Below are 16,406 nucleotides of genomic sequence, written 5' to 3'. Positions count from 1 at the left end.
ATTTTGCTAATAATAATTGGTATTAGTCTTCGAATTCTTCTTTCAGAATTCTAACAACATCATTTATTGTTTCTTCTTCTAAATCAGTGCGCTTCACCAAATCGTTAACATCCTGCTCCAACACACTTTTTGCGGTATCGAATCCAGCCTTACTGAATTCTTCGATAATCCACTCTTCTATTTCATCAGAGAATTCACTTAACTCAACATCTTCCTCAGCACCTTCTCTAAATACATCAATTTCGTAACCCGTTAATTGACCAGCCAAACGGATATTGTGACCACCTCTACCAATGGCTTTACTTACTTCCTCGGGCTTTAAAATCACCTCGGCACGTTTGTTTTCCTCATCCAGTTTAATCGAAGTTACACGCGCAGGACTTAACGCTCTTGTGATGAACAATTGTAAGTTATTGGTGTAGTTAATCACATCGATATTCTCGTTGCCCAACTCACGAACGATGCCATGAATCCTTGAACCTTTCATACCCACGCAAGCTCCAACTGGGTCAATTCTATCATCGTAGGAATCCACCGCTACTTTTGCTTTTTCACCTGGGATTCTAACTACTTTTTTGATGGTAATCAATCCGTCAAAAACCTCTGGAATTTCTTGTTCAAACAGCTTCTCCAAAAAGACGGGGGAGCTTCTGGACATGATAATCGTCGGTTTTGCGCCTTTAAGCTCAACCGTATCAATAACACCTCTAACGTTATCGCCTTTTCTAAAGAAATCCGAGGGGATTTGTCTGTCTTTTGGCAATACAATTTCGTTGCCCTCGTCATCCAATAAAATAACAGCACGGTGACGGATATGGTGCACCTCTGCCGTATAAATTTCGCCAACTAAATCTTTAAATTGCTTGTAGATAATAGTATTGTCGTGCTCGTGAATTTTTGAAATCAGATTTTGGCGTAAAGCTAAAATAGCCCGTCTTCCCAAATCCACTAATTTTACTTCTTCGGACACATCCTCGCCAACCTCAAAATCTGGCTCAATCTTTCTTGCGTCGCTTAAAGAGATTTCTTGGTTTTCGTCTTCAACTTCACCATCAGCAACCACAATACGGTTTCTCCAAATTTCCAAATCCCCTTTGTCCGGGTTCACAATGATGTCAAAATTGTCATCATCCCCAAACTTTCTTTTTAAGGCGCTTCTAAAAACATCTTCTAAAATCGCCATTAGCGTAACACGGTCGATTAGTTTATCGTCTTTGAATTCCGAAAAAGATTCAATTAACGCAACATTCTCCATAACTCTACTTGAATTAAAATTTAATCATAACTTTTGCTTCTACAATATCCTCGTAAGCCACTTGGGCTTGTTTTTTTACAGTTACCTTTCCCTTGCCAACGGGTTTTGGCTCTCTGGCCTTCCATTCCAAAAGAATGGCTTCGTCCGTGGCTTCGGCCAAAACACCTTCCAGTTTTTCGGTAGCTGTTTTAACTTTTAAGGTTCTGTTTATATGCCTTTTATACTGTCTTTTGTTGACTAATGGAGACGAGGCTCCGGCCGACATCACTTCTAGTGAAAAATCTTGTTCTTCCCTATCCAAATTATGCTCGATGGCACGGCTCACAAACATACAGTCTTCTACCAAAACACCATTGTCGCCATCCAATATCACTTTAATGTGATTTGCAGCATTTACCTCAAAATCAATCAAGAACAAATCCTGGCGTTCTTCCAACGCGTTTCCTAACAACTCCTGTACGCTTTCCTTAAACATTTTAAGTATAAAAAGAGGGGACTTTCCGTCCCCTCATAATTAATTTCGCCTTTTCAACGGCGCAAATATAAGATATTAAATTGATTTTTAAAGAATTTATGCCTAATTTTATAAGAACTCAAAGAACTTTCTCTTTCTACATGAAATGACAAAATCGAGCGAATAGCTAAACCTCCCCATCATGAAAAAAATACTAGTCCCAACCGATTTTTCCGAACAGGCGGAAAAAGCTCTTGAAGTGGCCGCCCAATTGGCCAAACAGCACGACTGTGACATCTTTCTATTGAATGTATTGGATTTGCCACTACATGAAATTGACCCCCTAAAAGGCTATAACGATTTGCCCGAAGCCGTGTTTTTTATGAAAATGGCGCATAAAAAGTTTGAGGAATTAAAAACCAGGGATTATCTGGAAGGCCTTACGGTACATGATACCGTCGAGTTTCACGACACGTTTAAAGCCATCAATCAGGTGTGCAAAAAGTACCAAATTGACTTGGTGATTATGGGCTCGCACGGCACAAGTGGGTTTAAGGAACTGTTGATTGGCTCTAATACCGAAAAAGTGGTGCGCACCTCGGATGTACCAGTTTTGGTGGTAAAAAAACGGCATACCGAATTTAAGGTGGGTCATTTTGTGTTTGCTTCCGATTTTAAGGAAGAATCCAAAGTGCCCTTTTTGAAGGCCTTAAAATTTGCAAAATTGTTTGAAGCCGAAATGCATTTATTGATGGTGGTTACCGCCAATAAATTTGTGACTACCGCCGAGGCTAAACGCCGCATCCAAGGCTTTTTGGATACCGTTACACATGAGTTTTGTACCATTCACATTTATAATGACAAGACCATTGAAGAGGGTGTAATGAATTTTTCGCAATCTATTAATGCGGATTTGATTGGCATGAGCACTCACGGACGGCAGGGCATATCCCATTTTTTTAATGGTAGTATCAGCGAGGATTTGGTTAACCATGCAAGACGGCCTGTGATGACGTTTCGGATTTGATGTTTCTCGCAAAGTCGCTAAGGCGCAAAGTTTACAGGACAGAATGAGGCTTGGATAAACAATTTACTTAGCGGATAGGTGCGTTAGGGATTGAGCGGTATGTTTGAAATCCCCGACGCAGGAGGGATTGAGTAGTGAAAGCCCGACCCCATGCGGGTAACGCCATCAAAAAAGCCCTCTCAAAAAATGAAAGGACTTTTAAACTACAGTTGGCCTACTAGGGCTCGAACCTAGACTCTTCTGGACCAAAACCAGACGTGTTGCCAGTTACACCATAGGCCAATGCGGGTGCAAATTTAGCACAAAGTTTTATTTGAACAAGTATTTTTGGGAAAAAATTGTAGACACGAATTCCACGAATTCTCACCAATTTTAAATAACCCCTTGAGGGTTTTTATTCGGTTTTCTTTAAAAAGTCAATATAAAGCGTACGTTTAAGCATTTGTGCAAATTAGTGGAATTAGTGTCCAAATCACTTATGTTAACGCAAGTATAATATTTACGGCTGTTTCATATTTATTGTTAAATTCGCCACAGCAAACAAATACAGATATTTGATGATGGATTTTAATTTTAAAAAATGGAACACCATTCTGGGCTGGTTCTCTTTTTTAATTGCTTTGATGACCTACAGTTTAACGGTTGAGCCGACGGTAAGTTTTTGGGATGCAGGCGAGTATATTTTAACGGCGGCAAAACTGCAGGTGGGCCATCCACCGGGGGCACCATTATTCCAAATGATGGGGGCTTCTTTCTCCACGTTTACCTTTGGGAATAGCGAACTTGTTGGCCTTATGATGAACATGATGAGTGCTGTGGCCAGTGCCTTTACCATTCTGTTTATGTTTTGGACCATCACTTTATTGTTGAAAAAATTAGTTGTAAACGATAACACCATTGCCAAAGAGCAAGGCATTGCCATTTTAGGTAGTGGTTTGGTTGGAAGCCTGGCCTTTGCCTTTACGGATTCGTTTTGGTTTAATGCCGTGGAAACCGAGGTATACGCCATGGCTACTTTGATTATGTCCTGTTTATTTTATCTGGCATTGCGCTGGGAGCAGGATATGGACAAGCCACGGGGCAACCGTTGGTTGATTTTGATTGCTTTTATTCTCGGGCTGTCTTTTGGGGTGCATTTTATGGGTTTATTGACCATCCCTGTAATTGGTCTTATTTATTTCTTCAAAAATTACAAAACTGTAACTGTTACCAATTTTATTATCGCCAATGTAGTTTCGGTGGCTATTTTGCTGTTTGTATTTAAGCTATTGGCACCGAATATTTTGAAGATTTTCAGTGTTTTCGAAATCTTTTTTGTGAATAGCATTGGCTTGCCATTTAATTCTGGTTCTATCATTGCCGTACTGTTTTTAGTAGCGGTGATTTTTTATGCCTTGCGCTATACCCGACAAAAGAATTATGTGCATTTGAATACCGGTATTCTTTGCCTGACCTTTGTTATTATTGGGTTTTCTACTTGGTTGATGCTACCTATTCGGGCGAATGCGAATGTGGTGGTAAATGAAAATAATCCTTCAAGTGCTAGGGAATTATTGGCATATTATAATCTAGAGCAGTATCCTGAAACCCACTTGTTTTATGGCCCACAGTTTACCGATCAATATGCCTATCTGGATGAAAACAACCCCTACATTGACGATAAGCCAAAGTATGAAAAGGATGAAGAAAAGGGCAAGTATGTGGTAGTAAATAATTATAAGGACGCTAAGCAAAACTATAATTCAGACCACGCCTCTATTTTACCCAGAATGTGGAGTCCTGAGCATGCCGAAAACTACATGATGTTTACTGGGTATTTGAATTTTAGTTTGAAACCTGAATATCAAATGCAAAACGAACTGCGCAAACTAGTTTCTGACTTTCGAGGTGAAGTGATGCAGGGCAATGTAGATTATGAAGATTACAACAGTTTTTTAAAGCGTTATAAAAGTTACATCGATATCGAAAAGCCTGACTTGGCAAGCAATATCAAATACCTTTTTGAATACCAATTGGGCTATATGTACTGGCGCTATTTTATGTGGAACTTTGTGGGGAGACAGGACGACATCCAAGGAAAATATGACAACCACGGGAATTGGATCAGTGGTATTAAACCTATTGATGAATGGCACCTCGGTTTGTCCCAAGACAATTTACCAAGCGACGTAAAAAACAATAAAGCCCGAAATACCTATTATTTCCTCCCTTTGATTTTGGGTTTAATAGGGATGTTCTTCCTATTGAATAGTGACAAAAAACGCTTTTGGGTGATGCTGGTATTTTTCCTGTTTACCGGACTTGCCATTCAGGTGTATACCAACGTACGACCTTTCGAACCTCGTGAGCGGGACTACTCCGTTGTGGGTTCGTTCTATGTATTTGCCCTTTGGGTTGGGTTTGGGGTATATGCTATTTACAATGCCTTAAAAAACACATTGCCAAAAACATTGGCCGCACCTATTGTTTCCATTGCGTGCTTAATTTTAGTACCGGGGATTTTGGTGGCCAACAACTGGGACGACCACGACCGATCTGGCAAATACACCGCACAGGCCATGGCCCGAAAGTATTTGGATTCCTGTGCCGAAAATGCCATTCTCTTCACTATTGGTGATAATGACACTTTCGCGCTATGGTACGCACAGGAAATTGAGGGCTACCGTACCGATGTACGTATCGTGAATACCAGTTTGTTCCAAACGGATTGGTATATCGACCAAATGAAACGGAAGGCTTATGAAAGTGATCCTATCCCCTCTCAATTGACACACGATTTGTATAAATATGGCACTAATGACTATATTATTGTGGAGGAAGTTGTTCCAGACACGCTTTACTTGAAAGAGGTTTTAAATTTTATATCCAGTGATAACCCAAGGACCAAATACAAATATCTCCTACAGCAACAAGGCGTGGATATTTCAGGAATCCGAAGTCAGGATTTGAATGCAAGTTATTTGCCAACTCGCCATTTACGCCTTCCTGTCAACAAAAAAAATGCACTTAAAAGTGATATTGTAAAGCCAAAAGATGCCGATAAAATAGTGCCATATATTGACGTTGAAATTTCAGGCGGAGCACTTTACAAAAACCGATTATTGATGTTGGATGTAGTGGCCAACAATGAATGGAAACGTCCCATTTATTTTACTGGCGGTAGTTTTGGTGACGACGACTATCTGTGGATGAAGGATTATCTGCAACTGGACGGGATGTGCTACAAGTTAGTACCTATTAAAACCGAGATAGACCGTGCAAATCCTTTCGATATGGGACGCGTAGATTCTGACTTAATGTATGAAAAAGTCATTGGTTGGGACTGGGGCAATAGCGGTAGCCCGAACATTTATCACGATACCGAAACCCGAAAGAATTCCATCACATATAGAGGCAATTTAGCAAGGCTTGCTGAACAATTGATTAACGAGGGCAAACTGGACAAGGCTGAAGAAATTGCGGATATAGCCATGGAAAACATGCCTGTTGAATATTTTGGATATTACACTTTGCTCGAACCTTATGTAGGGGTTTATTATGAAGCAGGTGCTAAGGAAAAAGCAAGAACACTGTATCTGGATGTCAGCAAAAAATACCAAGAAAACCTGACGTATTACAGTAGTCTCAAAGTTGAAAACCAAGAGCGCATGTTTGAGGATATTTACACTGATATTCAACGCTACAAGGGATTGTTGGATGTACTGGTAAAATACGACGACGAGTTCGCTCAAAAAGAAGGGGAAGTTTTTAATAATTATTTAAGGTTGTTTAAATATTTCTATGGTGATGAAGACGAGGAAGTAGAGCCACGCGCGGATGCCGATTTACCAGCCGATAGCGGCAGCGTTGAACCTGCTGAATAGCTACTTGCCATGACCATAATTCCGGTTAAGACCCCAGAAGTTGTAAAATCATTATTTCCAAACTATGTTTGGAATATCGAGACTTCTGAAAAGGTCCTTTACCTGACTTTTGACGATGGCCCTACTCCTGAAATCACTGAATGGGTATTGGATGAATTGGAAATGCACAATGCCAAAGCCACATTCTTTTGCATTGGCGCTAATATTGAAAAGTATCCCGAAATTTTTCAAAAGGTTTTAAAGATCGGCCATCGAATTGGCAATCATACGCAACACCATTTAAAGGGATGGAAGTTTAACACTAAGGATTACCTTGAGGATGTTAAAATGGCTGAAGGTTTACTAAACTCCAAATTCCAAAAACTAAATCCTAAAATTCACAATAAGGCAATCGTAAATTGTAAATCTCCAATCGTAAATTTATTTCGTCCGCCTTATGGCAAAATCAAACGTAAGCAAGGGAGAAAGCTAATTGAGATGGGTTACAAGATTATTATGTGGGATGTTTTAGCTTTTGATTGGAAAAAAAGTGTCAGTCCAGAAGAATGTATGGACAATGTACTATCAAAAGCAACTAACGGTAGCATTATTGTATTTCACGATAGTGTAAAGGCTTCAAAAAATATGCAATATGCCTTGCCGAAAGTGCTCGCACATTTTAGCGCAAAAGGGTATAAATTTGAGGCTTTGGAATAGTTGCCCTCAAATCAAAAGTTGTATTATGGCTCCTGAAAAAGATTCCTGCTTCCGCAGGAATGACAGCAACCGCTAAATATATTCCTGAATAATATCAATAAGGGTATTGGCATCCTGCTCGCCACTTTGGCGCCATTTCATTTCGCCATTTTTATAAATAATCAATGTGGGCAGACCTTTAACACGAAGTGCGTCGGCCAATTCTTGATTTTTTTCGACATCAATTTTAATCACTTTGGCCTTATCGCCCAAAGCGGCAGCGACATCCCTAAGTACAGGATGCATGGCTGTAGATTGTTCGTTCCAATCCGTATAAAAGTCCAACAGAACAGGAACTTCAACGTCAATTAATTCCCCAAATTTAGACATATCTTAATCTATTCATTTAAAGCATTAATGGCAGGGGCAGTGCTATACTTAATTATAAAAATAAGCAATTTCATTATAAATATAACATTTCCATACAATTAAACGGTCTTTGCTCCTTTTTTAAGCTCGATAACAGTAATTTCTGGCCAAATCCCAACACGGCCGGGGAACCCAATGTAGCCAAAACCGCGATTCACATTGATGAATTGTCCCAATTCTTCATAAATGCCCGCCCAATATTTATAGCGCCATTTTACGGGGCTCCATTTAAACCATCCTGGGATTTCAATGCCAAATTGCATCCCGTGGGTATGCCCGCTTAAGGTTAAATGATAATGGTAGTCGTCTCCAGTCACCTGTTTTTCCCAATGGGAAGGGTCGTGGCTCAATAGTATTTTAAAGTCTTCTTTTTGAATATTGCTGACGGCCTTCTTTAAATCGCCAGCCTGCTTAAATCCCCCTGCACCCCAGTTTTCCACCCCCACCAAAGCTATTTTTTCGCCGTTTCGTTCAATATATCGGCTTTCGTTTAAAAGTAAATCGAATCCTATTTGCTTTTGAATCTGCTTTAAATCTTCGAGATTTTGTCGCTTCGCCTCATCCGATTCCCATCGGATATAATCGCCATAATCATGATTTCCCAGCACGGAATACAGCCCATCTTTAGCCTTTAGCTTACTAAAGATATCAACATAGGGTCTCATTTCCCTAGCCTCATTGTTCACCATATCGCCAGTAAACAAAATCATATCACTTTGTTGCTCGTTTATCAAATCAATGGCATAGGCCACCTTTTCCTTATTATCAAAACTTCCAGAATGGATATCGCTTATTTGGGTTAGTTTGTAGCCATCAAAAGCATCCGGTAAATCCTCAAAACTCAAAGTGTACTTCAAAACTTTGAAGTTATATTTTCCGTTATAAATCCCGTAGAGAATCGCCCCAAAGGGAATGGCGGCGATACCCAAGGCAATCTTTGATATGAAAGCGCGTCGGGAAGGCATATATTTTACGTTGGCATTTGGCCCTTCGGTAAAATAACGAAAAATGGCCTGAGGTACCCTAAAAATATCTTCGGCAAACATGATGCCCAACACAATTATTTTTGGAACCAAAAAAGCTATAACTAAGGCAAAGGCATAGGCTTGAGGGTTGCCATAATCTGCTCGGCTTAGGCCATAAAAACGATAGATAAAATTACCCAAAACCAACAGGGAAACACCCCAATACAGGGCAGTCATCCAAACCGTTTTGGAAATGGCCCTAAACGCCTGAAAGGCGTAAATATCAATAACTATGAATAGTAATAAAAATATTATCCAACGCATGCTTATTTTTTTTACCAAAGATAGATATTAGATACTCCTTTTGTCTTATGAAATTGTTAAAGCTTTTCGTTCTGAAACCTCAGGACTGGCTTGTTTTAATTAGCTATCGTTGTTTCTCATTTTACTATCTTAGACATTTTAAAAAAATCGATTAATTTTTGACTATGACCAATCAAAACAACAAATCAGCGCTTGCAACACTCGTTACTGTATTCTTCTTTTGGGGATTTATCGGGACTTCAAACGCTGTTTTTGTTCCGTTTTGCAAAACCTACTTTAATATAGGCCAATTTCAATATCAGTTGGTCGATTTTGCCTTTTCTGGGGCTTACTACTTTGGCGGATTATTTTGCTCAATTATGTGGCCTTGCATTTTTACGTTGGGTATAGCTGATTTAGGAAAATACACATCACAGGGGTCGGTATTTTTAATATTGATGATTCTTAGTGGCGCCATAATTCTTCCTTTTCAAGGAAAATTAGCTGATGTTTTTAACATACAATACACCTACTGGATTGCTGTAGCGTGTTTTACCTATTTGTTATTTTTTGCTTCTGGAATAAAAAGGGCTTTAGATAAGTAAAATGTAACTTATTAAAAAGATATGTTGAGATTAACTTTTCGTGGTGTAGATTAACAAATGTCTATGTTAAAACAAGTTTTAATTCCTTTACTCGTAATAATTTTTTATTCAAACCTACACGGTCAAGAAATGAATTTTCACCATTATGGATTAGATGATGGTATATCACAAACAACAATTAAGTGTATTTTAAAAGATTCGAATGGATTTTTATGGATTGGTACACAAGACGGCTTAAATAGATTTGATGGTACTACTTTCAAAATCTACAAAAGCGAAAAAAATAATGCTTCAAGTATTTCTGGTAATTATATAAATGCACTAGTTGAAGATGATTATGGTAATATTTGGATTGGTACTAACAATAATGGTATATCTATTTACAATCCTAATATAAATAGTTTTAAAACTACTTCTATAAATAAGGGTAAATGTAACAGTTTATCTAAAACTGCTAGCGGTATGATTATAGCCACTATCTTGAATGAGGGCATAGTTATTTTCGATAAAAACGGCACAATACACAAATCAGAAAAAATTATTAGACCAAATAAAAAATCACAATATAGTGCCTCCTTCGCCAATGGTAATGATGCGTTTATAGGTACTTTAGATGGCCGCCTATTTACTGCCGAAATAACGTTAAACCATAAACCAACTTTTAAAGAGATAGATTTAGGCAAAGCTTTAGGAAGCATAAATACTTTATTTGTAAAAAACCATACTATTTTTATAGGCACTACAAATGGTTTATTTGTTTTTAATACCATTGAGAACAAACTTTCTAAAATAGTATTAGAAAAAGAAATACAGCTGAATGAAAATCTAAATATCTCATCAATAGACGCATATAACAATACGTTTTACATAGGCACTTTTAATGGGCTTTTTATTGTTAAAGGGTTTAATGAAGAAACTGGCAAATTCAAAGATGTAGTAGTTTACAAAGCCAAACAAAAAAACACGAATTCTATTACTTCAGATCGTGTTCATGATACTTTTACAGATGGAAAAATGCTATGGGTTGGGACCCATAATCTAGATGTAACTACATCAACAGAACCTGTATTTAAAACTATTAATACAACATCAAATACTGCACTTAACAATGCATTCATTTTATCTTTTGCTAAGAGTAAAGATTATACTTTTATAGGAACTCGTAAAGGAATTAATTGTATCGATTCCAATCAAAATACTATTTACATTACAAAAGAAAACACTAATAACGCATTAGCATTTAATGTAATTAGGGGGATGGCCATAGACCATAAAAACTATTTATGGGTTGCAACATTAAAAGGACTTTCTATAATAGACCTTAACAACTTTAACCCTAAACAACCAAAAATAATAAGTTTATTTAATAATATAGAAGATAATACATCCTTGAGCAATGATGCCACAAAAGGCGTATATGTTGACCACAAAGGCAGTATATGGATTATGACATATGGTGGTGGCGTTAATAGATTTACTGGAAACATACAAGCTAAAAGCTTCACTTTTGAACATTATAAAGTTGACGCTAATTCAAACGCGATCAGTTCAAACTTCACTTATAATATGTCTCAAGATAGCGATTTAAATTATTGGATTACTTCTGAAAACGGACTTAATAAGCTACAATTTGAAGACATCAATTACAAAAAACCTAAGTTTACAAATTACTTTAACATAGATAATGATAACACAAGCCTTAGTAATAATACAACATTACATACGTGGCATGATGCAGATAAAACCTTATGGGTGGCTACCCAAGAAGGTCTTAACAAGTTTAACACTACAAGCAAAACCTTTAAACGCTATGAAAAAACACAAGGCTTAACCAATAACGTAGTGTATAACATTGCTGAAGATATAGATAGTAATTTATGGCTCACTACCAATGGTGGTCTTTTTAGGTTTAATAAATTAACCGAAGAATTCACAAACTACGACCAACACGATGGTATACAAGGCACAGAGTTTAACCTTGGTGCATATTTATACGACAAAGAGACCAACAATATTTACGTTGGAGGTGTTAAGGGATTTAATATTTTTAATCCGAAAAGAGTTTCAGAGCTAGACGTTCCAGGAAACCTTACATTTACGTCTCTTAGAATTAAGGACGAAGAGATAAATTCTTTAAGTCATCCAGAAATAACAAAGGAGAGTATTACAAAAACTAAAGAAATTGTATTAAATCATGATGATTTCCCATGTTATATTAATTTTTCAGATTTAGACCTTAGGCCCAATAAAAATAATCAATTTATATATGCATTAAATGATAACCAATGGAATGAACTAAGAAACTCTAAAGAACTCCAAATATTAAGTTTACCTAAAGGACTAAATCAATTAAAAATACAAGGGAAGTCACGTAATAAGATTTGGAACAAGTCACCTTTAGAGTTAAGAATTAAAGTTATTCCGCCATGGTATCAAAGTAATATTGCTTATGCTTTTTACATTCTAACATTTTTATTTTTGGCTTATATATTCTACAGATTAAGCTTGCAACGGCAAATTGCAAGACAAGAATCTAAACGTTTACAAGAATTAGACACCCTAAAATCTCGCTTTATTACAAATATTACTCATGAGTTTAGAACACCTCTAACCATAATAAATGGTTATTTAGATAATTTAAAAGAAGGGATTTCAAGTAAAGAGGGTATTAAAACATCATTAGAAACCATAGAACAAAACAGTAATAATTTACTGGATTTAGTAAACCAAATGCTAAATTTAGCAAAGCTCGAAAAGAAACAACTCAATACCAATCTTATTCAAAATGATATCGCAACCTATACTAATCATATTGTAGATAGCTTTCTAAACATTGCTTCTGATAAACTCATAGCGTTAAAGTTTAATCCAAAGCCAGATAAAATAATTATAGATTATGATGCCGAAAAATGGCGACAAATCGTCACTAATCTTATTTCTAATGCATTAAAGTTTTCACCTCAGCAATCAGAATTAACAATAAATCTAGAAAAATTAAATAATAAAATCCTACGATTGGAAGTGATAGACCAAGGTTGTGGAATTTCAGAACAAGCATTGCCTTTTATTTTTGATCGCTTTTACCAAGTAGAAAATGCTAATCAAAAAGTATCACAAGGCACAGGAATTGGTTTAGCACTAACTAAAGAATTGGTAGAACTGTTTAAAGGTAAGATAAAAGTGCAATCAAAATTGGGACAAGGTTCTACATTTACAATAACATTACCTATTACAAACAATGAGAAACTAAAAGATCCAATTATTAATACCAAAAAAACAACTATTGGTCCGGTAGTACCTCAAATTGATGATGTAATTGCAAACGAAGATGCTAATAGTGTACTTATTGTAGAAGACAATACCGATATGGCACGTTATATAGCCTCTTGTTTAAAACCAGATTATAAAGTTACAGTTGCAAAAGATGGCAAAAAAGGATTAGAACTTGCTACAAAACAAATCCCAGATATTATGATTACTGATGTTATGATGCCTATTATGGATGGTTTACAACTTACACAAAAACTGCAATCTAATAACAATACAAATCATATTCCTATAATAATGTTAACCTCAAAAGCCATGCAAGAGGATAAACTACAAGGAATTACCAGTGGTGCAGATGCTTATTTAACTAAACCTTTTCAAAAAGAAGAATTACGTTTGCGTATGCAAATGCTCATTACAAAACGAAAGAAATTACAAGAACGCTATACCGTTACTAAAATTGTTGAATCTTCATGTGAGAACAACCAACCCACAGATAAAAACCTCATCTTCTTAAATACTACTTTGGATGCTATTCATCTACATGTAGACGACCCAAATTTTGGAGCTAAAGAATTAGCAAAATACATGGCCATGAGCGACTCACAACTCTACCGAAAATTAAAAGCAATCTCAAATACTAGTACAGCAATTTTTATTAGGAAAGTACGTTTGGAAAAGGCAAAAAAACTGCTCAAATCTACTGAACTCTCTGTTTCAGAAATCGCATATTCTACAGGATTCAATAATCCCAACTGGTTTAGTAAAGCTTTTAAAGAGGAGTTTAACGATAGTCCATCCAATTTTCGCAACTAATTGATTATCAGAAAATAAATTATTCTATTTAAAAAGATATTACCTTTCAATTTCTTTCTTTTGACAAAATACTACCCTCTTTTGAAAAAATAGTCCACTTCAATTTTTCAATTCAAAGATAGATTTGCGTGGCTATTAATAGCAAACCTGAGTTCGATTATTAAATATTTGATAATACGCTAACGAATATGTGAACTGCAAGATTTTGAGAGCGTTGGTTGGTCTTTTAAAATCTAAAAGGAGGGTTTTAAGCCTCTTAGGGTAACCATTCTATTTAAACAAAAAATAATCGAGGTGTTTGCTTTTATCAAATTAATCGAACTCAGTTTAAAAATTCTATTTGTTATGAAAACTTCAATATTACTAATTTCTTTAGTGGTATTAAACTCTAATGTATTATGTGTTACACTCTATTAATACTTGTGTCGACACAAAAACTACAGATATTAAGAGATTATTCTAAAACACTTTAAACCCAAATCAAATATCCATCGATACGCATTTTATGAATATATGTATGAAGAACTATATCATTAATTAAAATGCAAATAATAAACATCATGAAAAAAATCTACCTCATTTTATGTTTAGCTAGTTTACAAATGACTTTTGGCCAACCTGCAAACGACGATTGTGCCAATGCTGAACTAATTACTATAGACACTTCGCTCACATCCTTTACCTTTGAAATTGTTGATGCTTCCGTCAATGACGAATTAGGATGTACTACCACTGATGATTATGTTGACGTATGGTACGAATTTACCATGCCGTTTAATGGTAATCTCTATATTAATGGTGTTACCAGTTGGAACAATTTTGCGCTATACGATGCCTGTAACGGTAATATGATTCAATGCGGAAATAACAATCAATTTATTAGTGGGTTAACCAGTGGAACTAATTACAAATTAAGAGTGTTTAGAACCGTCTCTCTAGCTGACAACGGATTTACAAGTTTCGGTATACAAGCATTCGAAGAAGTTACTAATGACACTTGCGCTACAGCGGAAACTATTACAGCTTCAACAACCCAAGAATTGTTGTACGATTTCAATATTGGTGGGGCCGAAATTCTTAACGAAGTTGGATGCAATGGCACAGCCGATTATGTAGATATCTGGTACGAATTTACCATGCCAGTAACTGGTAACCTCTACATAAATGCTGTTACTAGTTGGAACAATTTTGGACTATACGATGCCTGTAACGGTAATATGATTCAATGTGGAAATAACAATCAATTTATTAGTGGGTTAACCAGTGGAACTATTTACAAATTAAGAGTGTTTAGAACCGTCTCTCTAGCTGACAACGGATTTACAAGTTTCGGCATACAAGCATTCGACGAAGTTACTAATGACACCTGCGCGTCAGCAGAAACTATTACAGTTACAACAACCGAAGCCTTAACATACAATTTTAACATTGGCGGGGCTGAGGTACTTAACGAAGTTGGATGCGATAGTACAGCCGATTATGTAGATATCTGGTACGAATTTACCATACCAGTTAATGGTAACCTCTATATAAATGGTGTTACCAGTTGGAACAATTTTGCGCTATACGATGCCTGCAACGGTAATATGATTCAATGCGGAAATAACAATCAATTCATTAGTGGATTAACTAATGGAACCAATTACAAATTAAGAGTGTTTAGAACTGTCTCTCTGGCTGACAACGCATTTACAAGTTTCGGCATACAAGCATTCGAAGAAGTTACTAATGACACCTGTGCTTCAGCAGAAACTATTACAGTTACAACCGAAGCGTTGACATATGATTTTAACATTGGCGGGGCTGAGGTGCTTAACGAAGTTGGATGCGATAGTACAGCCGATTATGTAGACATCTGGTACGAATTTACCATACCAGTTAATGGTAACCTCTATATAAATGGTGTTACCAGTTGGAACAATTTTGCGCTATACGATGCCTGCAACGGTAATATGATTCAATGCGGAAATAACAATCAATTCATTAGTGGATTAACTAATGGAACCAATTACAAATTAAGAGTGTTTAGAACTGTCTCTCTGGCTGACAACGTATTTACAAGTTTCGGCATACAAGCATTCGAGGAAGTTACTAATGACACGTGTGCTTCAGCAGAAAACTTTACTGTAACTGAAGGCAGTATAACCACTATTAATTTTGAAATTGGTGGGGCAACAGTTAATAATGAAACAGGGTGTACAACTGGAACAAATGAAGACTATGTAGATATCTGGTACAGTTTTGAAATGCCTCTGAATGGCGATATTGAAATTGATGGCAATACTACCTGGAATAATTTTGCCATTTTCGATGACTGTATGGACAATAACAGCTTAGCGTGTTTTGAAGAATCTGGAACTGTTACCAATTTGTCAGCAAATAGTACCTATTGGATTAGAGTATTTAGAACTATTGATTTGGCAGACAACACCGCAAATACGAGTTTCAATATTTCAATTGTAAATAGCTTAAGTACTACTACTTTTACTAATGCAGATGTTAGGGTTTATCCTAATCCTACGAATGATGTTATAAATATACACTCAAACAAGTCGTTCGACACATTAGAATTATACAATATACAAGGCAAAAAAATAATATCTGTTAAAAGCCAGAATAAGCTATCAATTGGTTCTTTAGAATCTGGTATTTATATATTAAAAATTAAATCTCAACAGAATAAGCAAGTCGTCAAAAGGATTGTTATTAATTAAAAAACTCTCTATTTTTAATAAAAAACACCCCAT

The 16,406-nt window shown here is 36.3% G+C and carries 10 protein-coding genes and 1 tRNA gene; 6 read left to right on the top strand and 5 right to left on the bottom strand.

What is annotated here, in order from left to right:
* Nucleotides 1-22: 22 nt before the first annotated feature.
* Both nusA and rimP read right to left on the bottom strand, forming a co-directional pair.
* Nucleotides 23-1,255, bottom strand: coding sequence for a transcription termination factor NusA (nusA, locus tag ACFSR8_RS10145; RefSeq protein ID WP_380291643.1), 1,233 nt, complete (start codon nt 1,253-1,255; stop codon nt 23-25).
* Nucleotides 1,256-1,268: 13 nt separating this feature from the next.
* The gene (gene rimP / locus ACFSR8_RS10140) at nt 1,269-1,730 is read right to left on the bottom strand and encodes a ribosome assembly cofactor RimP (RefSeq protein WP_380291641.1); all 462 of its coding nucleotides are present in this window, start codon (nt 1,728-1,730) and stop codon (nt 1,269-1,271) included.
* A gap of 181 nt (nt 1,731-1,911) precedes the next feature.
* Here rimP and ACFSR8_RS10135 point away from each other — a divergent pair, with 181 nt between their 5' ends.
* Nucleotides 1,912-2,736: a universal stress protein gene (locus tag ACFSR8_RS10135; protein ID WP_380291639.1), complete on the top strand. Its 825-nt coding sequence runs from the start codon at nt 1,912-1,914 to the stop codon at nt 2,734-2,736.
* A gap of 209 nt (nt 2,737-2,945) precedes the next feature.
* Here the strand turns inward: ACFSR8_RS10135 and ACFSR8_RS10130 are convergent.
* A tRNA-Gln gene (locus ACFSR8_RS10130) sits at nt 2,946-3,018 on the bottom strand.
* Between the two features lie 275 nt (nt 3,019-3,293).
* Here ACFSR8_RS10130 and ACFSR8_RS10125 point away from each other — a divergent pair.
* Nucleotides 3,294-6,599, top strand: a complete 3,306-nt coding sequence (locus tag ACFSR8_RS10125; protein WP_380291637.1) for a protein O-mannosyl-transferase family — start codon at nt 3,294-3,296, stop codon at nt 6,597-6,599.
* A gap of 9 nt (nt 6,600-6,608) precedes the next feature.
* Nucleotides 6,609-7,295 carry a polysaccharide deacetylase family protein gene (locus tag ACFSR8_RS10120; RefSeq protein ID WP_380291635.1) on the top strand — a complete coding sequence of 229 codons (687 nt, stop codon included), beginning with the start codon at nt 6,609-6,611 and terminating at the stop codon, nt 7,293-7,295.
* A gap of 72 nt (nt 7,296-7,367) precedes the next feature.
* Here the strand turns inward: ACFSR8_RS10120 and ACFSR8_RS10115 are convergent, their stop codons facing one another.
* Nucleotides 7,368-7,664, bottom strand: coding sequence for a thioredoxin family protein (locus ACFSR8_RS10115; RefSeq protein WP_380291633.1), 297 nt, complete (start codon nt 7,662-7,664; stop codon nt 7,368-7,370).
* A gap of 98 nt (nt 7,665-7,762) precedes the next feature.
* Entirely contained in the window at nt 7,763-8,992 is a 1,230-nt protein-coding gene (locus ACFSR8_RS10110) for a metallophosphoesterase (protein WP_380291631.1), read from the bottom strand.
* Nucleotides 8,993-9,156: 164 nt separating this feature from the next.
* On the opposite strand from ACFSR8_RS10110, the gene ACFSR8_RS10105 reads away from it, so the two are divergent.
* The 3 genes from ACFSR8_RS10105 to ACFSR8_RS10095 all read left to right on the top strand — a co-directional run bounded on the left by ACFSR8_RS10105 (nt 9,157) and on the right by ACFSR8_RS10095 (nt 16,373).
* Nucleotides 9,157-9,576 carry a hypothetical protein gene (locus tag ACFSR8_RS10105; protein ID WP_380291629.1) on the top strand — a complete coding sequence of 140 codons (420 nt, stop codon included), beginning with the start codon at nt 9,157-9,159 and terminating at the stop codon, nt 9,574-9,576.
* 63 nt (nt 9,577-9,639) lie between these two features.
* The gene (locus ACFSR8_RS10100) at nt 9,640-13,659 is read left to right on the top strand and encodes a hybrid sensor histidine kinase/response regulator transcription factor (RefSeq protein WP_380291627.1); all 4,020 of its coding nucleotides are present in this window, start codon (nt 9,640-9,642) and stop codon (nt 13,657-13,659) included.
* Between the two features lie 560 nt (nt 13,660-14,219).
* Nucleotides 14,220-16,373, top strand: coding sequence for a T9SS type A sorting domain-containing protein (locus ACFSR8_RS10095; protein ID WP_380291625.1), 2,154 nt, complete (start codon nt 14,220-14,222; stop codon nt 16,371-16,373).
* Nucleotides 16,374-16,406: the final 33 nt, after the last annotated feature.

Origin of the sequence: Hyunsoonleella rubra (assembly GCF_042684665.1) — a bacterium.
In the GTDB taxonomy this organism is placed as follows: domain Bacteria; phylum Bacteroidota; class Bacteroidia; order Flavobacteriales; family Flavobacteriaceae; genus Jejuia; species Jejuia rubra.
The sequence above is the reverse complement of the archived record's forward strand: the minus strand, read 5'-3'. Positions and strand labels throughout refer to the sequence as shown.